Source organism: Burkholderia lata (genome assembly GCF_902499025.1).
In the GTDB taxonomy this organism is placed as follows: Bacteria; Pseudomonadota; Gammaproteobacteria; order Burkholderiales; family Burkholderiaceae; genus Burkholderia; species Burkholderia lata_C.
This window is the reverse complement of sequence record NZ_CABVPW010000002.1, coordinates 34,110-57,617: the sequence shown is the minus strand read 5'-3', so window position 1 is coordinate 57,617 and position 23,508 is coordinate 34,110. Positions and strand designations below refer to the sequence as shown.

General features: G+C 66.5%; 16 protein-coding genes and 1 pseudogene. 10 read left to right on the top strand and 7 right to left on the bottom strand.

Features of this window, described 5'->3' with window-relative positions:
- Positions 1-19 precede the first annotated feature (19 nt).
- A complete protein-coding gene (locus BDI24065_RS01910; protein WP_254609650.1) occupies positions 20-676 on the bottom strand; it encodes a fimbrial protein in 657 nt (218 codons plus the stop codon).
- 608 nt (positions 677-1,284) lie between these two features.
- Here BDI24065_RS01910 and BDI24065_RS40945 point away from each other — a divergent pair.
- A pseudogene (locus tag BDI24065_RS40945) lies at positions 1,285-1,560 on the top strand (IS5/IS1182 family transposase); the annotation flags it as partial.
- Positions 1,561-1,839: 279 nt separating this feature from the next.
- On the opposite strand, the gene BDI24065_RS01900 reads toward BDI24065_RS40945, so the two are convergent.
- From BDI24065_RS01900 to BDI24065_RS01890, 3 genes are all read right to left on the bottom strand, one after another.
- The gene (locus BDI24065_RS01900; RefSeq protein WP_175029764.1) at positions 1,840-5,406 is read right to left on the bottom strand and encodes a GLUG motif-containing protein; all 3,567 of its coding nucleotides are present in this window, start codon (positions 5,404-5,406) and stop codon (positions 1,840-1,842) included.
- A 181-nt stretch (positions 5,407-5,587) separates the two neighbouring features.
- Complete coding sequence (locus BDI24065_RS01895; RefSeq protein ID WP_175029763.1) at positions 5,588-7,150, bottom strand: ShlB/FhaC/HecB family hemolysin secretion/activation protein; 1,563 nt, start codon at positions 7,148-7,150, stop codon at positions 5,588-5,590.
- Between the two features lie 483 nt (positions 7,151-7,633).
- Positions 7,634-8,650 carry a 1-aminocyclopropane-1-carboxylate deaminase gene (locus BDI24065_RS01890; RefSeq protein ID WP_175029762.1) on the bottom strand — a complete coding sequence of 339 codons (1,017 nt, stop codon included), beginning with the start codon at positions 8,648-8,650 and terminating at the stop codon, positions 7,634-7,636.
- 197 nt (positions 8,651-8,847) lie between these two features.
- Here BDI24065_RS01890 and BDI24065_RS01885 point away from each other — a divergent pair, with 197 nt between their 5' ends.
- The gene (locus BDI24065_RS01885) at positions 8,848-9,348 is read left to right on the top strand and encodes an Lrp/AsnC family transcriptional regulator (RefSeq protein ID WP_175029761.1); all 501 of its coding nucleotides are present in this window, start codon (positions 8,848-8,850) and stop codon (positions 9,346-9,348) included.
- Between the two features lie 214 nt (positions 9,349-9,562).
- On the opposite strand, the gene mdeB is transcribed toward BDI24065_RS01885, so the two are convergent.
- Positions 9,563-12,310: an alpha-ketoglutarate dehydrogenase gene (gene mdeB / locus BDI24065_RS01880; protein ID WP_175029760.1), complete on the bottom strand. Its 2,748-nt coding sequence runs from the start codon at positions 12,308-12,310 to the stop codon at positions 9,563-9,565.
- Positions 12,311-12,474: 164 nt separating this feature from the next.
- On the opposite strand from mdeB, the gene BDI24065_RS01875 reads away from it, so the two are divergent.
- The 3 genes from BDI24065_RS01875 (at position 12,475) to BDI24065_RS01865 (ending at position 15,481) form a co-directional block, all read left to right on the top strand.
- The gene (locus BDI24065_RS01875) at positions 12,475-13,002 is read left to right on the top strand and encodes an Lrp/AsnC family transcriptional regulator (RefSeq protein WP_174939848.1); all 528 of its coding nucleotides are present in this window, start codon (positions 12,475-12,477) and stop codon (positions 13,000-13,002) included.
- A gap of 210 nt (positions 13,003-13,212) precedes the next feature.
- Entirely contained in the window at positions 13,213-14,934 is a 1,722-nt protein-coding gene (gene poxB, locus BDI24065_RS01870; protein WP_043178803.1) for a ubiquinone-dependent pyruvate dehydrogenase, read from the top strand.
- 106 nt (positions 14,935-15,040) lie between these two features.
- A complete protein-coding gene (locus tag BDI24065_RS01865) occupies positions 15,041-15,481 on the top strand; it encodes a GNAT family N-acetyltransferase (protein WP_175029759.1) in 441 nt (146 codons plus the stop codon).
- Positions 15,482-15,541: 60 nt separating this feature from the next.
- On the opposite strand, the gene BDI24065_RS01860 is transcribed toward BDI24065_RS01865, so the two are convergent.
- The gene (locus BDI24065_RS01860; RefSeq protein WP_175029758.1) at positions 15,542-16,459 is read right to left on the bottom strand and encodes a LysR family transcriptional regulator; all 918 of its coding nucleotides are present in this window, start codon (positions 16,457-16,459) and stop codon (positions 15,542-15,544) included.
- Between the two features lie 119 nt (positions 16,460-16,578).
- Here BDI24065_RS01860 and BDI24065_RS01855 point away from each other — a divergent pair, with 119 nt between their 5' ends.
- The 5 genes from BDI24065_RS01855 to BDI24065_RS01835 all read left to right on the top strand — a co-directional run bounded on the left by BDI24065_RS01855 (position 16,579) and on the right by BDI24065_RS01835 (position 22,163).
- Positions 16,579-17,562 carry an aldo/keto reductase gene (locus tag BDI24065_RS01855; protein WP_175029757.1) on the top strand — a complete coding sequence of 328 codons (984 nt, stop codon included), beginning with the start codon at positions 16,579-16,581 and terminating at the stop codon, positions 17,560-17,562.
- 227 nt (positions 17,563-17,789) lie between these two features.
- Positions 17,790-18,380: a class I SAM-dependent methyltransferase gene (locus tag BDI24065_RS01850; RefSeq protein WP_175029756.1), complete on the top strand. Its 591-nt coding sequence runs from the start codon at positions 17,790-17,792 to the stop codon at positions 18,378-18,380.
- A 154-nt stretch (positions 18,381-18,534) separates the two neighbouring features.
- Complete coding sequence (locus BDI24065_RS01845; RefSeq protein ID WP_175029755.1) at positions 18,535-19,971, top strand: alkaline phosphatase; 1,437 nt, start codon at positions 18,535-18,537, stop codon at positions 19,969-19,971.
- A gap of 32 nt (positions 19,972-20,003) precedes the next feature.
- Positions 20,004-21,395, top strand: coding sequence for an alkaline phosphatase (locus BDI24065_RS01840; RefSeq protein ID WP_175029754.1), 1,392 nt, complete (start codon positions 20,004-20,006; stop codon positions 21,393-21,395).
- 33 nt (positions 21,396-21,428) lie between these two features.
- Positions 21,429-22,163, top strand: a complete 735-nt coding sequence (locus tag BDI24065_RS01835; RefSeq protein ID WP_175029753.1) for a hypothetical protein — start codon at positions 21,429-21,431, stop codon at positions 22,161-22,163.
- Between the two features lie 129 nt (positions 22,164-22,292).
- Here the strand turns inward: BDI24065_RS01835 and BDI24065_RS01830 are convergent, their stop codons facing one another.
- Positions 22,293-23,486, bottom strand: coding sequence for an acyltransferase family protein (locus tag BDI24065_RS01830; RefSeq protein ID WP_254609649.1), 1,194 nt, complete (start codon positions 23,484-23,486; stop codon positions 22,293-22,295).
- Between the last annotated feature and the right edge of the window lie 22 nt (positions 23,487-23,508).

Sequence of the window (23,508 nt, the reverse complement as noted above, 5' to 3'; positions counted from 1 at the left end):
CCCAGGGGGAGAGGCTGATTTACTCGTAGGTCAGCGTGAACGGCAGCGTACCGTCCGCGGTACCGGCCACGACGGACTCGGCCTTGCCGCTCAACACATAGCCGGCGCGCATCGCGAGGTCGGCCTTGTAGGTCGGCACATCTTCCGTACCGCCCTTGACCAGCGCTGCGTCGAACGTCTCGTTGGCGCCCAGGTTCAGCAGCGTGCCGTCGGTGGAGTAGATACCGATGCCCACGCCCTTGGCCGTGCCCGTCGTCTTCAGCAGCTTGTTGTTGCCGCCGTCCACGCCCGAACCACCCGTCGGGTCGAAGCGAACCTTGACCGTGGTCAGGCCCTGGGCGGTCGCGCCGCAATCGAGGCTCAGGTTGATCGCCGTACCTGCTGCAATGCCGCTACCGCTCGTGCCGCCGAGTGCGTCCACGCTCACCTTGCCGAGCTTGACGTCGATCGTCTGCGCACCCTTGCCGCCGCCAACGGTCGTGCCGTTGCCGCCGGTGATCGCGCACGATGCCGTAGTGATCTCACCCTTGAAGCTGATCGTGCCGTCTGCCGCGTGAGCCGCGTTCATCGCCACGAATGCCACACCCGCTGCCGCCATCATCATCGTAATTTTTTTCATTTCGAGTTCGCTCAGTTTTAATAAAAAAGAAAATATCCAGCGGAAACTTCCCGTCATGGTGATTTCCGAGAATTATTTATGGATAACTAAATTAAGTGATTTATTTGTTTTCTTGTTCTCCCTTCGAAATCTGTCAATAATGCCTCGACACTCGGGTCGAGGTTCTAAATGGCGCCTGAGCAGTTGCTTCCTGGTGAAGCAATCCAGGTATGGATAACCGATCCAGGTAAAGAAAAATCGCGCACTTGATCAGCGAGATATCAATCCCGGTTCCGAGCTTTTCATCGCATTCGGCGTCTGTACCCTGACTGCTTGTTTTCCCTTATTCAGCCGATGCACGGTCTCGTTGGTCGACAACCGGGATAGATGCAACTGAAAGATTCCGATCTCGCGCGGCGATGGTATCGATCCGTCCGGGCTCTCGTTAGTCCGAATTTCACCGAACGCGCTTGATGTTCGGAGACGGATGGTTGCTTCTCCCCGCTACGCCGTGCTCGCGGCCATCAATTTCGGATCTGCTCCGGACTGGTCTCTGCCGGAGAGCGACAAACATCAGTGTTGAATCAATGGGTGAAATTTTAAAAATCAATGACGCGGAGCGATATATGACAATCTCTGAAGTGACCGTTAAAAGGTATAGGACTAGTACTATATTTTCCGTCGTCGCGAGCATTGATTTGGCGATCAAGGATGTGCCGGATGCGACTGCGCTGTCGAAATTCAGGCTTCTGCCGCTAGAGCGCGACCTGACGCGCACGCTGCTCGATGAGATCTACATTGCGTTGCGCGGGCGCGGGTTGCCGATGAAGGGACGCCGTTGGGGCGGCGCCAGCTCGGGGTCGGTGCGTAGTCTGGTTGACACGTTGGTCGACGCATCGGATGTGTTGCCGGCCCACGCCTTGTTGAACAGGCATGAGCAGGAAGCACTCGGCAATGCAGGCTGCCTGCGCATCATTTGCCGCCCGGCGTGCGTAAAAATGATCGAGGCAACGGCCGGTGTCGCGCAACGTGTCGCTTGCGGTCGTCACGTGCTATTCCGCGATCGGGCCGCCTATCGTCGGATCACGCGTTGTTCCTGCTTGTCGGTCTGCATCCGGCGCGCGAAATGTAAGGGACCGGATGCATCAAGCGAATCGTGAGTCCGCCGCTTGGCGTGACCCATGCATGGTACGGAGGCCGGCATCGCATCACGCGACGCCGGCCTCCGTCCATCCAACCGCTTAGTCCTTCAACAGACCGCGGTTGCTGCCGACCAGCACGACACTCTTGTCACTCGCGAGATTGCCGCTCAGCACCCCGAAGTTGATGCCAGCGAGCGCACCGTAGTTCTGCGTATCGGCGTTGGTGAGCGAGAGGCGGCTATTCGTCGTCGAACGCTCGACGCTGCCGAGGTTGATGCCGACCAGCCCGCCCAGGTTCGAATAACGGCCGCCGGAGACGGTGCCGTTCGACGACGATTTGGCGATCGAACCCACGTTGATCCCGACGAGGCCGCCAACCTGGCTGTACGCACCAGCGTGAACCGAACCGCTGGCGCTCGATGCTTCGACGATACCGCCGGCACGGCCGATCAAACCACCGGCCATGCTGCTGTCGCCGGCTTCCACGTCGCCCGACGCGCTCGATTGCGTCACACGGCCGCCTTCGCTGCGGCCGATCAGGCCACCGACGTCGGATTGCCCGCCTGCCGCGACGTTGCCTGCCGCGCTCGACGCCAGCACGGTTCCGGCGTTATGGCCGATCAGGCCGCCAGCCGTGCTTCTCGCGCCAGCCGTGACGTTACCGGATGCGCTCGAGCGCTCGACGCTCCCCCTGTTGAAACCGACAAGGCCGCCCGCGACACTGTCGAAGCCGGCCTGCACGTTGCCGGATGCGCTCGACGATGCGATCGAGCCGGTATTGCCGCCGACCAATCCGCCCACGGTGCTGCCGTTGCTGCCAACGACTTTGCCCGACGCAGTGGATTTGGCGATCTTGCCGGCGTTTTCCCCGACGAGGCCGCCTGCGTTACCGCCATTGACGGCGGTGACGATGCCTTCGGCCGTGGAGGCGTCGATGGCCCCTTCGTTGACGCCGACGAGACCACCGAGCGCCCCCCGGCCGTTGACCTGCACGTTGCCGCTTGCGGTCGATGCCTGGATGTCGCCGGTGCGGGCGTTGCGGCCGACGAGGCCGCCCGCGCTGCTGTTCGTCCCGGTCACCACGCTGCCTGCAGCCGTTGCACGCGCGATGACGCCCTCGTTCAAACCGACCAGACCGCCTGCGCGGCTGGATGCCCCGGTCTTCACGTTGCCGTTCGCCTGCGAAGTCGTGATGCGGCCGCGGTTCTGCCCGACGAGCCCGCCCGTCGAGCCGGCATTGCCCGCCACGACGTCGCCGTCGGCGCGGGATACGTCGATGTCGCCGTCGTTGAGGCCGACGAGGCCGCCAGCGTTGTTGCCATGACCGGCCGCCACGAAGGCGGACGACGACGAGCCGGTGATGACACCCCCCTTCCGGTTGACGCCGACCAGGCCGCCGACACTGATGTCATTGCCGTTGGCAAGGACGCGGCCTGCGCTCGACGAATGCTCGATCACGCCGCTGTTGACGCCGACGAGGCCGCCAACGCTGTTGCCGCGCGGGGTGCGGACAGTGACGTTGGCGTGGCTGTTGCTGATCTTCGCAGCGGGTGACCACGTCATCGCGTGGTTTTCGCCGACCAGCCCGCCGATCGCGAGGGTTTCCCGATCGCCGTCGACCTGGCCGCTCACGCTCGAGCGATCGATCGTGCCGCTGAAGTTTTCACCGACCAGGCCGCCGATAGTCGCGCGGCCATTGGCGGACACGGTGACGTCGCTCGCCTTCACGTTCGAGATTTCACCGAAGTTCCAGCCAGCCAGGGTGCCGATGGAGACCGGCAAGCCGTAACGATAGGTCAGTGCCGTCGTCCTGATGTCCTTCAACGACAGGTTCGCGAGGCGCCCGAAGTTCATCGCGAAGAGGCCGACCATTCCGCTGCCGGGGTTGGTGACGTTCAGGCGGCTGATCGTGTTGCCGAGGCCGTTGAACGTGCCGTAGAACGAGCCGTATTCGCCACCGATGCTGGTGAAGCTGGTGTGCTTGCCGTCGATACCGTTGCCGAGCACGTAGCGGCCATCCAGATCCGCATCGACGTTGCGCAGATCGGCGAGCGTGTGCAGCACCTTGTAGTCTTCGCCATTCGCGCTGAACGACGCGTTGTCGCCGGACAGCGTGACGATCGCATTGTCGTTCGCGAACGTGTGGCCGTTCTTCGAATTCAGCTCGAGATGCGCGTTGCCGCCCGTGAGTTTCACGGCGTCGTTCACGCGAATCCGGTTCGCCGCGTTCAGCAGCAGGCTCGCATGCTCACCGCTGGCCGACACCGCCTTGTTCAGGTTCACGTTGCCGTTCTTCGCGGTCAGCGTCAGCGCGTTGTCACTCGTCCACGCGACCGGGCCACCCACGGTCAGGTCGCCCTTCGTGTTCGTCAACGCGATGTTCGTCGTGTCGAGGTTGCGCGACAGCGTATCCGCATTGATCGCCGATTCGTCGGCGGTTCGATATCCGCCAATGTTGTTGCCGAGCGGTTTCCCGCCGTTGGTGCCCGCGCCTTCCTTGCCGAAGCCGATGTTGACGTCGCCGTTACCGTCGCCCTTCGCGTTGTTGCCCGAGAGGCCCGAATTGTTGTTGAAACCGCGCGATTTCGGCGTCTTGTCGGCCTCGCCGATATTGGCGTTGGCCGCCTCGATCGTCCACGTACCGGCGGCGTTGCCCGCGCGCGTGTCGACCTGCGTGTTGTTCGCCACGTAGACGTGTTCGCCGCGCGTGGTGACCGACCCGGCCGGCGCGCCGGTTTCGCTCGCGCTCGCGTCGAGCTTGCCGGCGACCTTCACGGTGCCGCCGTCGAGCGTGATCTTGCCGCCATGCGCGTTCAGGCCGCGCGCCTCGATCGTGCCGGTGTTGTTGACCACCGCATCGAGCAGGTTGCCGGCCGCGCGCGCGGTCATCAGCACTGCGCCGCCGTCGGCCTTCAGCAGGCCGCCGTTGGATACCTGCGCATCGACCGCGCCGCTGTCGACCTGCAGGTTCAGCAGGCCGTTGCCGTCGAAGTTGACGGTGAACGCGGTGCCCGCGCCCAGCGCAACGCTGCCGAGCTTCGCCTGGATCGTGCCGTTGTTGGCGACCCGCGCGCCGAGCAGCGCGACGCTGCCGCCGTCGGCGGCGGTGATCGTGCCGTCGTTGACGACGGATTGCGTCGACGTACCGGAGAAACGATAGTTGCCGGCTAGGAAGTCTGCGTCGGACAGATTCTGGGTGGAGGCAACGAGCCCGCCGACGTTGACTTGCGCGCCGGAGCCGAACATCACGCCGTTCGGGTTGACGAGGAACACGCGGCCGTTGGCGGAGATCTGGCCGTCGATGCGGCTGCCGGTGGCGCCGATCACGCGGTTCAGCGCAAGCGACTGGCTGGTCGGCTGGTTGAACGACAGGCGTTCACCGCCCGCCACGCCGAAGTCCTGCCAGTTCGTGATGAGCTTGTCGGTATGCTGGTTGATGTTCATCGTGCGGCCGTCGTCGGAGCGCACGATGTCGGCCTTGCCGGACGTGATCGATTCGCCGGACGGCAGCGCGAAGGCGGGCAGTGCGGCAAAACCGAGCAGCGAGACGGCGGCGACGGCGGCATGCTTGCCGCCGCTTGCCTTGCCGCGTCGGCGTGCGGTTTCCCCTACCGCGGTCCAGCATCGCTGCGCGCTGTTCCATACGAGTGCATAGGTCTTGTTCATCTTGGTGGTTTCCTCATGGTTGAACTGACTCACCGGCAAGCCATCGATATGGATGCCTGATGAATCGAAGGAGGAGAACGGAGCGACCCGGTCTCCCCGATGACGACGGCATCGCGATTGCCGCCCATCGTTGTTGTCCGGCCCGGACGTCACCCCAAGCCGGTCATATCCCGAAGGCAGCTCAGAAATACTGCGCGGCCTGCAACCAGACGCTCGGCGAACGCGTGACCGTCGGTACGTCGTCGGCCGAGCCCAGCGGCCAGGCGGCGGTGACGCTGACTTGCCGGTTCGTGCCGTACCAGCTCACGCCGACCCCGGCCGCCGAAAGCTGGAGCGTGTTGAGTTCGTTGCGCCACGGCTGCTTGTTGATCTGCATCCGGCCGGTATCGACGAAGGTGCTCACCTGCCATCCCGGCGCGGCGAGGTAGCGAAGCTCGGCGCTGGCTTGCCAGCCCTGGTCGCCGCTACCTGCGCCGAGCGCATACGCGCGCACGCCGTAAGGGCCGCCGAGGCTGAATTTTTCGGATGCGTCGAGATTGCGCGACGCAAGCTGCGCGCTGAATTGCGTATGGAGCTGGAGCCGTGCGCCGAGCGATTGCAGCCGCAGCGCATTCAGGTTCAGCTTCGTGAAACGGCCGAACGTCTTCGCGTAGGTGTTCATGTCGAGCGCGTCGTTGCCGCGTGCCCGCCCGATGCCGAGCGTTGCGGAGAACGCCGTGCGGCCGCCGCCGAATGCGTCGTCGTTGCTGTTGCCGTTGACGGTGAACGACCACAGGCCGATGTTCTTGCTGTTGACCGACTCGAACACGCCGTAGTCGTCGTGCAGGTTCTTGTTTTCGTAGAGCACCTGCGCCGTGAGGCTGGCGCGACGGCCGCGCAGCAGCGGCTGCGTGACGAACGCGCTCTGCACGCTCGCGCGGCCGTGGAAGCCGAGCGGGCGAAACTCGCGGCCCAGCCGGTAGTTCATCTCGGAATAGCCGACGCCGATCCGGGTCGAAGCCGGGCCGACCGGCGCCTGGTAGCCCGCGCGGTAGTAGCGCTGGTTCGTGTTGCTGGTGAGGCCGCGCAGCGTGAGCTGATCGCCGAGCCGCAGCGGCGAATTCACGGCGAGGCTGCCGGTTGCGCGGTAGCGCCCGGTGAGCGGATCGCCGAAGTTGTCGAGTTCGAGCGAGCCGGTGGCGAACGGGCCGGGCTCCGCATCGATCAGCAGCTCGGTCGTGCCGGCCTGCCGGCCTGCACGCAGCGTGCCCTTCGCCGCGACGCCGGGCAGTTCGTCGAGCAAGGTCAGCGTGCGTTCGAGATCCGCACCGCGCACGATATCGCCGGCCTGTATCGCGCCGAGCGGTTGCCGCAGCACGCCGTCGAGCACGCGCGAGCGATTGCGCAGCTCGACCTGCCCGTAGCGGCCTTCGATGACCGCAATGCGGACGACGCCGCCCACGATGTCCTGATGCGGCAGGTAGGCGCGGGCCAGTACGTAGCCGTGCTCACGGTAATAGGTTGTGATCCTGCCGGCGGCTTCGTTCAGTGCGGCGAAGTCGAGTTCACGGCCGACGAGATCGACAAGCAACGCGTGCAGCGGCGCGGCGTCGATCGCATGGTTGCCTTCGATGTCGAAGGCGCTGACCGGGATGCGCGGACCGTCGGTATCCGCAGGTACGGTTTCGTCGCGTTGTGCGGGAACGGCGAGATCAGGTGCGGCGGGGGCCGGCAGCGTGGGGCGGACGGTTTCGACGTCGCGCAACGACTGCCCTGCATTGGGCACTTGTGCGTGAGCGAAACCGGGGAGCAACAGCGCGAGGGCGCTCAGGCAGGCAAGGTAGAACGGGCCGGATATCCGGCCGGCGCGCCGGTCGGGCCGACGAAGCGCACGGGGGGCCGCGTGCGGGGCCCGTGACGTGACGCGGGGGAAAGCGGATGCCGGTGCCCTCGGTGGGGGCGTGCCGGACAAGATGATAAGCGGACGAGCGGAGCGGATTTTCGACCTCGGACGAATGGGCCTTCAAGCCGATGCGTGGTCCCTCGCTCCGGCCGTTTGGAATGCCGGGGATGTTACGGAATGGTTCTCTGGACGAATATTGAACAAGTACGAGTCGCTTGTTCCAACTATTCATTCTTGTCGGATTTTTCGATTTAATCGCATTGGAGCGCGTCGAGCGACGCGTCCACGCCTGGAACGCCGGCTCACGGCCCGCGGTGAGTCGGCGTGGGTTCCAGTGCAATTCCGTTACCCGTTCCTGAAGATCTCGTTGTACGCGCTCAATGCCGGGACACCACCGAGATGCGCATACAGCACCTTCGACCCCGGTTCGAATTCGCCGAGCCGTACCTTGTCGATCATCCCGTGCATCGATTTCCCTTCGTAGACCGGATCGGTCAGCATGCCTTCGAGCCGCGCGCACAAGCGAATCGCTTCGAGCGTGCCGTCGTTCGGCAGCCCGTATTCGGGGCCGGCGTAGCGCGTGTCGAGTACCACGTCGGCCGCGGTGATCGGCCGGCCGAGATCGACGAGTTCGGCGGTGTGCCTGGCGATGCGTGTGATCTGCTCGTGCGTGCGCTCGGGCGTGGCCGATGCGTCGATCCCGATCACGCGGTCGGCGCGCCCGTCGGCCGCGAAGCCGACGACCATCCCCGCCTGCGTGCTGCCCGTGACCGAGCACACGACGATGTAGTCGAACTTGAAGCCGAGTTGCGCCTCCTGCGCGCGCACTTCTTCCGCGAAGCCGACGAAGCCGAGCCCGCCGAGCGGATGCTCGGAACAGCCGGCCGGAATCGGGTAGGGCTTGCCGCCCGCCTGTCGCACGCTCTCCATCGCTTCTTCCCAACTGCGGCGAATGCCGATGTCGAAGCCGTCGGACACGAGCCGCACGTCCGCGCCCATCATGCGCGACAGCTGGATGTTGCCGACCCGGTCGTATACCGGATCTTCATAGTTGACCCAGTGCTCCTGCACGAGCACGCATTTCATCCCGAGATGCGCGGCCACGGCCGCGACCTGGCGCGTCTGGTTCGACTGCACGCCGCCGATCGACACGAGCGTATCCGCGCCCTGCGAGAGCGCGTCGGGGACGAGATATTCGAGCTTGCGCGTCTTGTTGCCGCCGAACGCGAGGCCGCTGTTGCAGTCCTCGCGCTTCGCATACAGCTCGACCTTGCCGCCGAGGTGCTCGCTCAGGCGCTTGAGCGGCTGGATCGGCGTCGGGCCGAACGTCAGCGGATAACGGGGGAAACGTTGCAGGTTCATCGGCGTGCTCCGGAAAGCGGTGGACAGGGCGGGAAACGGATTCGTTCGGGTGCGGCCGGCTGGCCGCGTCCCGACGAGAAAAATGATAGGCAGAAGCGTGAGAAATGAGCTTGCGAAATAAATTGCGGTGGCCTACGTTATCGACGATACGAGAACGTCATGAGCAATTTTGAATCGTTGAGCTGGAGGATGACGCAATGAAATTAAATCGAGGCAGTGCATCGCCGGCCGACGCCGCACCGGCGCTCGATCGCATCGACCGCGCGATCCTGCGGCAACTGCAGCAGGACGCGTCGATCTCCAACGTGAGCCTGGCGGCAAAGGTGAAGCTGAGCGCGCCGGCGTGCCTGCGGCGCGTCGAAAGGTTGAAGGAAATGGGACTGATCCGCGGCATCGTCGCGTTGCTCGATCCGAAACCGCTCGGCGCGGGGATGCTGGTCGTGATCGGCTTCGTGCTCGATCGCTCGACGCCCGAAGCGTTCGCCGCGTTCGAGAAGGCCGCACAGAAAGTGTCGGGGTGCGTCGAGTGCCACGTCGTGACCGGCGAATTCGACTACTTCATGCTGGTGCGCACGCGCGACAACGACAGCTTCAACCGGCTGCACGCCGAGCAGCTGCTATACCTGCCGGGTGTGCGGCAGGTGCGTTCGTTCATGGTGCTCAAGGAGATTCTGTCGACGCATGCGCTGCCGTTGTAGGCGTGTGCAAGCGGTAAAGGCGCGACCGACGGATGCGTCGGTCGAGGTGGGGGTTTCAGCGGGTGGGGTGCGCGAGCGGCGTCACGGTGCGCGGGTGGGGGCTGTTTGCTGGCGATGCTCGATGGAATGCGCTTACGTTGTGCCGATGGAGGGCGCTCGACGCCTGAGCGCTCGGACGTTCAGACGCCCCGCACGAAGACAAACGACGCACCGCTCAGCGCTGCCACGGTGCCGCACCAGACTGCTGCTCGATCTTGCCAAGCCGCTCGCGCGCATCGCGCACGATCTGCGCATCGATCTCGCCTTCATCGGCAAGCGCCTTCAACGCGGCAAGCACGATGCTCGCCCGATCGACTTCGAAGAACGCACGCAGTGCCTCGCGCGTATCGCTGCGACCGAACCCGTCGGTGCCGAGCGTCACGTAGCGGCGCGGCACGTACGCACGGATCAGTTCAGGCACCGCGCGCACGTAGTCGGTCGCGGCGATCACGGGGCCTTGCGTCGTGGCAAGCCTCTCTTCGACATACGACCCGCGCGGCGCATCGCCGAGCCGCGACAGCCGTTCGGCTTCCATCCCGTCGCGCTGCAGTTCGCTGAAACTCGTGACGCTCCACACGGCGGCATCGATGCCCCAGTCGTCCTTCAGCATCCGCTGCGCGGCGAGCACTTCGCCGAGGATCGCGCCCGCGCCGAGCAACTGCACGCGCGCCGTTGCGTTCAAATCCGACGGCAGCCGGTGCATGCCCTTCAGGATGCCTTCGCGTCGCGCGACCGGATCGTCGTCGGGCATCGACGGCTGCGCGTAGTTCTCGTTCATGACCGTCACGTAATAGAACACGTCGCGCTGTTGCTCGACCATCTCGCGCATGCCGGCATCGACGATCGTCGCGACTTCGTATGCGAACGCCGGATCGTACGCGCGGCAGTTCGGGATCGTGGACGCCGCCAGATGGCTGCTGCCGTCCTGGTGCTGCAGCCCCTCGCCGCCGAGCGTCGTGCGGCCCGACGTCGCGCCGACGAGGAAGCCGCGCGAGCGCTGGTCGGCAGCGGCCCAGATCAGGTCGCCGATGCGCTGGAAGCCGAACATCGAGTAGTAGATGTAGAACGGCAGCATCGGCAGGTCGTGCACGCTGTACGCGGTCGCGGCGGCGATCCACGACGACACCGCGCCGGCCTCCGAGATGCCTTCCTCGAGAATCTGTCCGCGCGTGTCCTCGCGGTAGTAGAGCATCGAGCCGAGATCCTCGGGTTCGTAGCGTTGCCCGAGCGGCGAGTAGATGCCGACCTGCCGGAACAGGTTGGCCATGCCGAACGTGCGCGCTTCGTCGGCGACGATCGGCACGACGCGCGGGCCGAGCGCCGGATCCTTCAGCAGCGCGGCCAGCATGCGCACGAGCGCCATCGTCGTCGACATCTCGCGGCCCGCCGCGTCCAGCGCGAACGCACCCCAGGCCGGCATCGGCGGGACGGTGAGCCCCTCCGACGCCGCCATCCGCCTTCTGGGCAGATAGCCGCCCAGGGCAGCCCGGCGAGCGTGCAGGTAGCGCATCTCGGGGCTGTCTTCGGCTGGTTTGTAGAACGTGAGCTGCTCGACGTCGAGATCCGACAGCGGCAGCCGGAAGCGGTCGCGGAACGCCTTCAGGTCGTCGACGTCGAGCTTCTTCTGCTGGTGGGTCGTCATCCGCCCCTGGCCGGCCGTGCCCATTCCGTAACCCTTCATCGTCTTCGCGAGGATCACGGTCGGCTGGCCGCGATGGGTCAGTGCCCGTGCATACGCGGCGTGCAGCTTGCGTGCATCGTGGCCGCCGCGGCGCAGGCGGTCGATTTCCGCGTCGGTGAGTTGCGCGGCGAGTGCGTCGAGCGCCGGGTCGCGGCTGAAGAAACGCGCGCGGTTGTACGCGCCGTCGTTCGCGGAGAAAGTCTGGAACTGGCCGTCGACGGTGTCGGCGAACGCGCGGGCGAGCGCGCCCGCATGATCTTGCGCGAACAGCGGATCCCAGTCCGAACCCCACAACACCTTGATCACGTTCCAGCCCGCGCCGGCGAACAGCGCCTCGAGCTCGTCGATCACACGGCCGTTGCCGCGCACCGGGCCGTCGAGCCGCTGCAGGTTGCAGTTGATCACGAACACGAGGTTGTCGAGCCCCTCGCGCGCGGCGAGCGACAGCGCGCCGAGCGATTCGGGCTCGTCCATCTCGCCGTCGCCGAAGAAGCCCCACACCGTCCGGGCGGCCGTGTTCGCGAGGCCGCGATGCTGCAGGTAGCGCATGAAGCGCGCCTGGTAGATCGCGTTGATCGGGCCGATCCCCATCGAGCCGGTCGGGAACTGCCAGAAGTCGGGCATCAGCCACGGGTGCGGGTACGAACACAGGCCGGGCCCGGCGATCTCGCGGCGGTAGTGCTTCAGGTGCGCCTCGTCGAGGAAGCCTTCGAGATAGGCACGCGCATAGACGCCCGGCGACGAATGCGGCTGGAAGTAGACGAGGTCGCCGCCCGTGCCGCGTTCACCGGGCTCGCCGTGCTCGCGGCTGCCGTCGGCCGTTGCCGCGCGGAAGAAATGGTTGAAGCCGACTTCGAACAGGTCGGATGCCGACGCGTAGCTCGCGATGTGGCCGCCGAGCTCGCCGTACGCGCGGTTCGCGCGCACGACCATCGCGAGCGCGTTCCAGCGCAGCGCGGCCGACAGCCGCTCTTCGAGCTCGGCATCGCCCGGGTACGGCGGCTGGTCGTGAGCGGCGATCGTGTTCACGTACGGCGTGACGGCCCCGCGCGCCGCCGCGAGGCCGTTCGCGTGTGCATGCGCGGCGAGCCGGTCGAGCAGGAACTGCGCGCGATCCTTGCCGACGTGCGCGACGACCGCGTCGAGCGCGTCGAGCCATTCGGCGGTTTCTTCCGGGTCGGCGTCGGCGTGCGCGAGGTTCGCGCGCCGCGTGGCGTCGAGTCCGTTCGACAGGTCCGTCATCGCAGGTCTCCCGCGCACCGGTTCGGAGCGGCGCGCAATCAGTGGCAATCGGTCGGATCATGCTACCCGCCGATCCGCAAAATATGCGTCTGATTTCATTGGGAATTCTGCTGTGGATAGTGTAAATATTCCGGCTACGGCCACTCTTCCGGAATATTTCGACCATGAGCGCAAACCCGCGGCGGCTCGACCGCATCGACATCGGCATCCTGAACCAGCTTCAGCAGAACGCGCGGATCACGAACGCGGAACTCGCCCGCGCGGTGAACCTGTCGGCCACGCCGTGCTTCAACCGCGTGCGCGCGCTGGAGAAGCTCGGGCTGTTCCGGCAGCAGGTCACGCTGCTCGACCCGGAGCCGCTCGGGCTGCGGATCAACGTGTTCATCCAGGTCAGCCTCGAGAAGCAGGTCGAGGATGCGCTGCAGCGCTTCGAGGAAGCGATCTCGCAGCGGCCGGAGGTGATGGAGTGCTACCTGATGTCGGGCGACGCCGATTACCTGCTGCGCGTCGTGATGCCCGACATGCGCACGCTCGAGCGTTTCATCATCGAGCGGCTGACGACGATTCCCGGTGTGTCGAACATCCGGTCGAGCTTCGCGCTGAAGCAGGTGCGCTACAAGACCGCGCTGCCGCTGCCGTCGGCGGGGCTGACGCTGGTCGATCCGGACGAGTCCGCTTCCGACTGGAGCTGAACAAGCGTTGACCGGCGACACCGTCGGCTGGCCGACGAAACGGCGACGATTGCCCGACACCGCCGAAAGGGATCGAACAAAACGCGCGCAAGCGCGTCGCACGTTCACGACGCCGCGCGAAGCGATCGCGTATGCTCGTCCGTTCGGTGGCGCAGGTGGCCACCGCAGCCGATTCATTCGTGTGACGACCCATCAACGAGCGAGGGCATCATGGCAAGACAGACGATGGCGGAATACCTGGCGAAGACGCTGGCGGCAGCGGGCGTCGAGCGCATCTGGGGCGTGACGGGCGACAGCCTGAACGGCCTGTCGTTCAGCCTGAGCCAGATCGGCTCGATCCGCTGGATGCATACGCGGCACGAGGAAAGCGCGGCATTCGCGGCCGGCGCGGATGCCGCGTCGACCGGGCGGCTCGCGGTGTGCGCGGGCAGTTGCGGCCCCGGCAACCTGCACCTGATCAACGGGCTGTACGACTGCCACCGTAATCACCAGCCGGTGCTCGCGATCGCCGCGCACATTCCGTCGACCGAAATCGGGCTCGGCTATTTCCAGGAAACCCATCCACAGGAGTTGTTCCGCGAATGCAGCCATTTCGCGGAGCTCGTGACGAACGCGTCGCAGTTCCCGCGCGTGCTCGCGCGCGCGATGCGCACCGCGATCGACGAGCGCGGCGTCGCGGTGATCGTGCTGCCGGGCGACATCGCGCTCGGCGACGGCCCGGAAGAATTGCCGGCGTGGAGCGAATCGGCACCGCCGTCGATCCTGCCGGCCGACGCCGATCTCGACCGGCTCGCGGCGCTGCTCAACGCGTCCGACGCGGTCACGCTGCTGTGCGGCAGCGGCACGCAAGGCGCGCACGATGAAGTGGTCGCGCTGGCCGACACGCTCGGCGCGCCGGTCGTACATGCGCTGCGCGGCAAGCAGTTCGTCGAATGGGACAACCCGTTCGACGTCGGGATGACGGGGCTGATCGGCTTCAGCTCGGGCTATCACGCGATGGAATCGTGCGACACGCTGCTGATGCTCGGCACGGATTTCCCGTACCGGCCGTTCTATCCGTCGAATGCGAAGGTCGCGCAGATCGACTGGAAGGGCTCGCAGCTCGGCCATCGCGCGCCGCTCGCGCTCGGCCTCGTCGGCACCGTGAAGGAAACGATCGCGGCGCTGCTGCCGCGCCTCACGCGCAAGACGCAGCGGCGCTTCCTCGAGAACGCGCTGAAGCACTACGCGGCGGCGCGCAAGGGCCTCGACGATCTCGCGGTGGCCGAGCCGCCGGGCCGCGCGATCCATCCGCAATACCTGACGAAGATCGTCGACGAAGTCGCGGCGGAAGACGCGATCTTCACGGCCGACGTCGGCACGCCGACGCTGTGGGCCGCGCGCTACCTGACGATGAACGGCAAGCGGCAACTGCACGGCTCGTTCAATCACGGGTCGATGGCGAACGCGATGCCGCAGGCGCTTGGCGCGCAGGGCGCGCATCCGGGGCGGCAGGTGGTGTCGCTGTCCGGCGACGGCGGGCTGTCGATGCTGCTCGGCGATCTGCTCACCGCGCGCCAGCTCAAGCTGCCGATCAAGATCGTCGTGTACAACAACAGCCTGCTCGGCTTCGTGTCGATGGAGCTGAAGGCGGCCGGCTATCTCGACACGAACGTCGACCTGAGCCCGACCGATTTCGCGGCGATCGCGAAGGGCGCGGGCATCTTCAGCGTGCGCGTCGAGCATTCGGAGAACGTCGAAGAAGCGCTGCGCATGGCGTTCGCGCATGACGGGCCGGCGGTCGTCGACGTCGTCACGTCGAAGTACGAGCTCGCGATGCCGCCGAAGATCGAGATCGCGCACGCGAAGGGCTTCAGCCTGTTCATGCTGCGCGCGATCCTCAGCGGGCGCGGCGACGAGATCGTCGAGCTGGCGAGAACCAACCTGCGGTAATGCGGTGCCGCGCGCGAGGCTTCAGGCAGCGCGCGCGGCATACCGCATCGACGAATGCGCCGGGGTGCGTTCGTCGTCCGCAGCACGCATTGAGCAACACCAAAACATGGCAATCGAGATTCGCGCTTACGAAGCATCCGACCTGCACACGCTGTCGGCCATCTGGTTCGACGCATCGCTGCTTGCGCATCCGTTTCTCGGCGATGCGCGGCTGCGCGAGCAGCGCAAGCTGATCGAAGAGATCTATCTACCCAACGCGGAGACCTGGGTTGCGTGTCGTGCCGGCGAACCGGTCGGGTTCATCGGCCTGCTCGACGCGTCGATCGGCGGCTTGTTCGTCGCGCCGGCGATGCAGGGCCACGGGATCGGCCGCGCGCTGGTCGAGCATGCGCTCGCGCTCAAGGGCTCGCTCGAACTCGAGGTGTACGCCGACAATCGCGATGCCCATGCGTTTTACACACGGCTCGGCTTCGACGAAATTTCGCGGCGCGACGAGGACGACGATGGTTTGCCGTTCGCGAACATCCTGATGCGCGCCACGCGTTGAGCGTGTGCCGCGCGGCCTGACATTCATCGCGATGATGTGCGTAAGCGCTTGCGCATGCGCTCAGGCCGGCACCGCTTCGCGCCCCGCGGCCACCCACTCGCGCACGGCTTCGACGAACAGCCGCAGCGCCGCCGGCGGATGCCGGTTCGCCGGATAGTAGAGGCACAGCGCGCCGAAATCCTGGCTCCATTCCGGCAAGACCTGCACGAGCCGCCCGGCGGCGACGTGATCGGCCACGCGCGATTCCGTGACCCACGCGATGCCGATGCCGGCCAGCGCGGCGTCGATCATCAGCCCCTGGTTGCCGAGCGTCATCGGCCCGTCGACATCCACGCTGACGCGCTTGCCCTTGCGGATCAGGTCCCATCGATAGAGCGCGCCGCTTTCGAACCGGTAGCGGATGCATCGATGATCCACGAGGTCCTGCGGTCGCGCCGGCGGCGCGTGCCGTGACAGGTAGTCGGGCGACGCCACCGCGACGAAGCGGATCGTGTCGCCGAACTTCACCGCGATCATGTCGCGCGGCACGTCTTCGTGAACCCGGATGCCGGCGTCGAAGCCGTGCTCGACGATGTCGATGAGGCGCGAATCGGTGACGAACTCGACGTGGATGTCCGGATAGCGGGTGACGAACGCGGGCAGCACATGCCGGATCAGCGGGCGCGCCGCGGCTTCCGACGCGCTGATCCGGATCTGGCCGGACGGCCGGTTGCGGGCGGTGGCCGCGTCGTTCAACGCATCCTCGAGATCGGCCACCGCGGGCCGCACGCGCAGCAGCAACTGCTCGCCGGCCTCCGTCAGTGCGACGGAGCGCGTGGTGCGGTTGAACAGCCGCACGCCGAGCCGCGCTTCGAGGTGACGGACTGCATGGCTCAGCGCCGACGGCGATACGCCCAGGATGCGGGCCGCGCCGCTGAAGCTGCGCTGTTCCGCGATCGTGATGAAGGTCGTCAGTTCGCCGATGCCGGTGCGGAGCATTTGTGAATTTTCCTCAGTAACGCATGAAATGGTACGCCGATTGTTGAGCCGTATCCATCAACCTACACTGGCCTCCTCGGCATCCCGTCGATCCTTTTCATCTTCAGCAGGAGAGCGTCATGCAAAAACGCATGCTTGGTAAGAGCGGCCTCGAAGTCTCGGCAATCGGGCTTGGCTGCATGGGATTGAGTTACGGCTACGGCCCCGCGACCGACACCGCGAGCGGCATCGCGTTGATCCGCGCGGCGTTCGAGCGCGGCGTGACGTTCTTCGACACGGCGGAAGCGTACGGCCCGTTCGTCAACGAGGAACTGGTCGGCGAGGCGGTCGCGCCGTTTCGCGACCAGGTCGTGATCGCCACCAAGTTCGGTTTCGAGGACGGCCAGCCGATGAAGGGCGTCGACAGCCGGCCGTCGCATATCCGCGACGTGGCCGACGCGGCGCTGAAGCGGCTGAAGATCGATCGCATCGACCTGTTCTACCAGCATCGCGTCGATCCGAACGTGCCGATCGAGGACGTGGCCGGCACGGTCAAGGACCTGATCCGCGAAGGCAAGGTCGCGCATTTCGGGTTGTCGGAAGCCGGTGAGCAGACGATTCGCCGTGCGCATGCGGTGCAGCCGGTTGCCGCGCTGCAAAGCGAGTATTCGCTGTGGTGGCGCGAGCCGGAGGCGCGGATCCTGCCGACGCTCGAGGAGCTCGGGATCGGCTTCGTGCCGTTCAGCCCGCTCGGCAAAGGTTTCCTGACCGGCGCGATCGATGCGAACACGACGTTCGCGGAGAACGATTTCCGCAATGTCGTGCCGCGCTTCTCGGAGGAGAACCGCAAGGCGAACGCGGGCCTCGTCGACCTGCTCGGCCGGATCGCGACCGACAAGGGCGCGACGCGCGCGCAGATCGCGCTGGCCTGGCTGCTGGCCCGCCAGCCGTGGATCGTGCCGATTCCGGGCACGACGAAGCTGCACCGGCTCGACGAGAACGTGGGGGCGGCCGCCGTCGTGCTGACGGCCGACGATCTCGCCGCGATCGAGGCCGCGCTGCAGCAGATCAGGATCGTCGGCGAGCGCTATCCCGCGCATTTCCAGCAGCGCATCGATCGCTGATCGGGCATCCGGCGGCCGATCTGGCGCGAATTGATCAGTGGAATCAGGGACAATCTTCACGTCGCCTTAAGTTTGCGTTTCCTAGAATCGATTTGAACGTCGCTCTTCCTGCGACGGACCGATTCGTCCAGGAGGATGCGCATGCCCAAGCCCCGTGTCGCCGTAGCCCTGTTCCACGCAGCCATCGGCACGTCGCGGCCGACGGTGCAACCGCTCGAGGGCTGCGCATGATGTGGCCGAACGCGTGGCGTGTCTCGGCACTGTTCGTGCGCGAGTGGGTCGGCCGTCCGGCCTCGGTGGGCGCGTTGTGCCCGAGTTCGCGGCAGCTGGCGCGCGAGATGGCCGATGCGGTGCCGGACGGCGACGGGCTGGTCGTCGAGCTCGGCGGCGGCACCGGCGCGATCACCGCAGCCTTGCTCGAACGCGGCGTCGCGCCACGGCGCCTCGTCGTGGTCGAGCGTTCGCCGGCGTTCGTCCAGCATCTGCGGCGACGCTTTCCGGGTATCTCGATCGTATCGGGCGATGCGCGGCAGCTCGAGCGGCTGCTGCCGCCCGACGCGCGCGTCGACGCGATCGTGTCGTGCCTGCCGCTGCGCACGCTGCCGCGGCAGGACGTGACGGCCATCGTCGATCAATGCCATCGCGTGCTGTCGGCCGACGGCGTGATGATCCAGTTCACGTACGACCTGCGGCCGCCCGGCCGTCATCCGCTCGGCGATTCGGCATTTGTTGCCTGCGGCAGCCGGATCGTGTGGGCAAACATACCGCCTGCGCGCATCGTGACCGTGCGCAGCGCCACCGCCGAACACACGGAATGACGCCGTAGCACGCGGGGCGCCCGATCGTGGCGCCTCGCTTTCTCCTTTCGAAAGTCCTTCGAATCCTTCCAATTAGCATTCATATTGCCGTCACATCAGGTTCCTACCATCGCCTTTCATTTCGAAAGCATCAATGGCGGGGGGAACCGGCAACATGAATCGAATCAAACTGGCGGCGCTGCTGTGCGCGGGCGCCTTTGCACTGGCCGGATGCGGCAGCGACGACGGCCCGACCAGCAGCACGTCGCCCGCGCCCGTGCAGGCGGCGGCGCGCAACGTGATCTTCTTCCTCGGCGACGGCATGGGGATCACGACGATGACGGCCGCGCGCATCTATGCGGTCGGTGAAGACGGCGCGCTCACGATCGACACGCTGCCCGAAACCGCATTCGTGAAGACCTATTCCAACGACGCGCAGGTGACGGACAGCGCGCCGTCGATGTCGGCGTACATGACCGGCGTCAAGACCAACAACGAAGTGATCTCGATGTCGCCCGACACGAAGGCGATGGAGCCGACCGCGAGCCTCACCGGCAACTGCGGCACGAACAACGGCAAATCGGCGACGACGCTGCTCGAGATCGCGAAGGCGAAGGGGCTGGCCACCGGTGTCGTGACGACCACGCGCGTCACGCACGCGACGCCGGCCGCGACATACGCACACGTGTGCCATCGCGACGCCGAGAACGACATCGCCGCGCAGCTCGTGCCGGGCGGCGCGGGCTACAACGGTGCGCTGGGCGACGGCGTCGACGTCGTGCTCGGCGGCGGCACGCAATTCTTCGTGCCGAAGGACGGCGGCGGCAAGCGCACCGATGGGCGCAACCTGGTCAACGAACTGAAGGCGAAGGGTTATGCGTTCGCGCAGAACCGCGACGACCTGCTGGCCGCCGATGCGACGAAGGGCGGCAAGCTGGTCGGCCTGTTCTCGTCGAGCCACATGAGCTACGACCTCGATCGCGGCGCGACGAAGGAGCCGAGCCTCACCGACATGGCGACGCGCGCGCTCGACGTGCTGCAGAAGAACCCGAACGGCTATTTCCTGATGGTCGAGGGCGGCCGGATCGATCACGCGCTGCACGACACCAATGCGAAGCGCGCGCTGCAGGACACGGTCGCGTTCGACAACGCGATCAAGGCCACGATCGACAAGGTGCGCAAGACCGATCCCGACCTGAAGAACACGCTGATCGTCGTCACGGCCGACCACGACCACACGCTGGTGCTGAACGGCTATGCGGCGCGCACCGGCAAGACGGAGGCGGGCAAGCCCGGCGTGCTGGGCGTGCTGCGCAGCTACCAGACGGGCGCGGTCGCGAAGGATGCGGACGGCGCGCCGTACACGATCATCGGCTTCGGCAACGGCGAGAACCGCGTGCAGGGCAGCCGCGCGGGCACCGCGCTCACCGACGCGGTGACGGGCGCCGACGATTATCGCCAGGAGGCGGTCGTGCGCATGGACAAGGGCAACGAGACGCACGGCGGCACCGATGTGTTCCTCGGTGCGATCGGCCGCGGCGCGGATGCGTTCCACGGCGTGATCGAGAACAACAAGGTGTTCGAGCTGGTGCGCACCGCGGTGCAGCTGTGAGCGCCGACCATACGGGTACAGGGGAATACAGGATGTCGACCATCAAGTGCATCGCGGCGGCGCTGGCCGTCGCGGGTTTCGCATGCGGCGCGGCGCAGGCCGCCGGCCAGGCGAAGAACGTGATTTTCTTTCTCGGCGACGGCATGGGGCCGACGACCGTGACGGCGAGCCGGATCTACAAGGTCGGTGAGTCGGGACAACTGACGATGGAGAAGCTGGCCCGCACCGCGCGCGTCAAGACCTTCTCGAACGACGCGCAGACCACCGACAGCGCACCGTCGATGGCCGCGTACATGACCGGCGTGAAGATGAACAACGAAGTGCTGTCGATGTCGTCCGACACGCGTGCGGTTGCGCCGGGCAACGACGCGAACGGCAACAAGACGGTCAACAACTGTGCGCCGGGCAACGGCCAGCCGGTCGCGACGCTGCTGGAGCTGGCGAAGGCGCGCGGCAAGGCGGTCGGCTCGATCACGACGACCGAGCTCACGCACGCGACGCCTGCCGCGACCTATTCGCACATCTGCCATCGCGATGCGCAGTACGACATCGCCGCGCAGGCCGCACCGGGCGGCGCGGGCTACAACGCGGCGCTCGGCGACGGCGTCGACGTGCTGATGGGCGGCGGCCGCAATCACTGGACGCCGTTCGATCCGGTGGCCAACAAGCGCGGGCGTGCGGACGGCCGCAACCTGCTCAACGAGATGAAGGCGAAGGGCTACACGGTCGTGGCGACCCGGGATCAACTCGCGCAGGCCGGCAACGGCAAGCTGGTCGGCCTGTTCAGTTCGACGAGCCATCTCGAGTACGAGCTCGACCGTGTCGCGGGCAAGGGCGAAGGGCCGTCGCAGCCGAGCCTTGCCGAGATGACGTCGAAGGCGATCGACGTGCTGTCGAAGAATTCGAACGGCTACTTCCTGATGGTCGAGGGCGGCCGGATCGATCACGCGCTGCACGGCACCAACGCGAAGCGCGCGCTGGAAGACACGGTGGCGTTCGACGAAGCGATCCGCGTCGCGCTGTCGAAGGTCGACCTGTCGAACACGCTGATCGTCGTGACGGCCGACCACGACCACACGATGACGATCAACGGCTATTCGAAGCGCGGCAACCCGATTCTCGACATCAGCCGCAACTATCGCGACGGCCAGCCGAGCAAGGACGCCGACGGCAACACCTACACGACGCTGGTGTTCGGCAACGGTGCGAACCGGCCGAACGTGCGCGCGTCGGTCGATTCGGCCACCGCGACGAACGAGGCGTATCTGCAGGAAGTCGGCGTGCGGATGGGCAGTGCGGGCTCGGAGACGCACGGCGGCGGCGACGTGATGCTGTTCGCCGATGGTGCGGACGCGAAGGCGTTCAAGGGCACGATCGACAACACGAAGGTGTTCGGTCTCGTGCGCTCGGCGTTCGGTTTCTGAGCGCGGCGGCTTGACGATGAACGGGACGACTCGATGAAACACCGCCTTCTTGGTGCCATGGTGTGCGGGCTGACCGCGCTCCCTGCCTTTGCCGCAGCGGACCTCGACGCCGTGCTGCTGCACGAAAGCCGCACGGTGTCGGCCGACGGCGTGACGCGCACGACGACGTATCGCGAACGGATGGTGCGGCGCGACGGGCATGTGTGGGTCGAACGCGTGCTGCCCGTCGCGGCGGCAGGGGGGCACGGTGACGATCACGACCACGATCACGACGCGGGCGCTCGCGCCGGCGTGCAGCCGGCCGCCGCCCACGCGGGCCACAAGCACTTCAACTTCCAGGCGGCCGCGCGGCACGTGACGTACGACGGCAAGACGGCGCGCATCGAGTACGTGGACGCGGCGAACCGGACGGTTGTCGGCGTGCCGCCGGCCGAGTACGAAACCACGGGCTTCGACGGCTCGTGGGACAACGCGTACTACGTCACGCCGCCGTCGCAGTTGAAGCGGCTCGCGGTGGCGAAGCGCGGCGATACGCCCGGCACCCGCTGGTACGAGCAGGCGGTCGACACGCCCGGCGCGCGCGGCATGAACCGGATCCTGTGGAGCGAGAAGCTGCAGGCGCCGCTGTCGGTCGAATACCGGAGTGCCGACGGCCGCGTGGTGCGCAAGCTGACGTTGACGCCGGCGCCGGCCGCGCGGCGCGAGACGTTGCCGTGGCAGTCGCTCGCCAGCTATACGCGCAAGGAATACGCGGACTATCTCGACTGATCGACGATTTCGATCGACTGTACGCGGGGCTTGCGGTCAGGCCGGCCGGTATCGTCAAGCGATACGGCCGGGCCCTGGCCGATTTTTTCTTGTTCTCCCGGCTACCCGGCAGCGATTGCCGATGGCGCGCTAGAAGCGCGCGCCGTCTGGCACGCGCGTCGACGGCCGCGACGCAACCCGCTTGATGAAGCGGTCGAGCGGTGTCGCATAGCCGCGCCCGATCGCCGTGCTCAGCGCCGCCGACAGCACCAGATACGCAATCAGCAACAGCAGCTTCGCGTCGCCATGCGTGGCCGACGGCGGCCAGAACGTGCGCAGCCCGCCGAGCACGATCAGGTGGAACAGGTACAGCTCGTAGCTCAGCTTGCCGGCCCGGCACAACGGCGCGAGCAGGCGGCCCGGCACGCGCTCCCCGTTGACGCGCGCGCCGATCAGCAGCACGGCCGTGCCGAGCGCCATCGCGGTGACGCCGGCGACATGGCTTTCCGCGATCGGCCACGCGAGATAAAGCGCGGCCATCGCCGCCGCGACGGGCCACTGCACGAGCGGCGCGGCCAGCCGCTGCCAGTTCGCGCGCTCGGCCAGCAACGCGGTGCAGCAGCCGATCGCGATGCCGTCGAACGATGCGAAGTACGCATAGAGGAACCCGCCTTCGTCGCCGGCGTGCGTGAAGCGGTACACGGGCCCGATCGCGGCGATACCCACCCAGAACGCAACCAGCCGCGCATCGCGGCGCAGCCCGATGCACAGCAGCGGGAACGACAGGTAGAACACTTCTTCGACCGACAGCGACCACAGCACGCCGAGCGCGTAGTTGACCCACCCGTACGCGCCGATCAGCACGTTCATCCAGAACGTCAGCGACGCGAGATTCACGAGCCAGAACGACACGGCGATGCCCTCGGGCGCATGGTTCTGGAAGATCGGCACGCCGGCCGCCGCGAGGCCGTTGACGAGCGCGAGCAGCAGGAGCAGGCACGGGACGATGCGCGCGACGCGCGACACATAGAACGAACGCACGTCGACCGCGCCGAGGCTGCCCCAGCGGCGGCGCGCATTCGACGTGATCAGGTAGCCGGAGATCACGAAGAACATCGTCACGCCGTAGTTGCCGTTGCGCGCGACCGCGTGCACCGCGTCCCAGCCGAATACGCGTGCGAGCGCCGTGTCGCGCAGCGAGTAGGGGATGTTGAAGTGATGCAGCAGGACGAGCACGATCGACACGCCGCGCAGCAGGTCGATCCGCGCGTTGCGCGGGCCGGTGCCGAGGGTGGTGGCCGGGGTGACGGCGAATGCGGGCTGCACGCGGTGCCGATGCTTCAAGTGACGCTCCTTCGGATGGGGG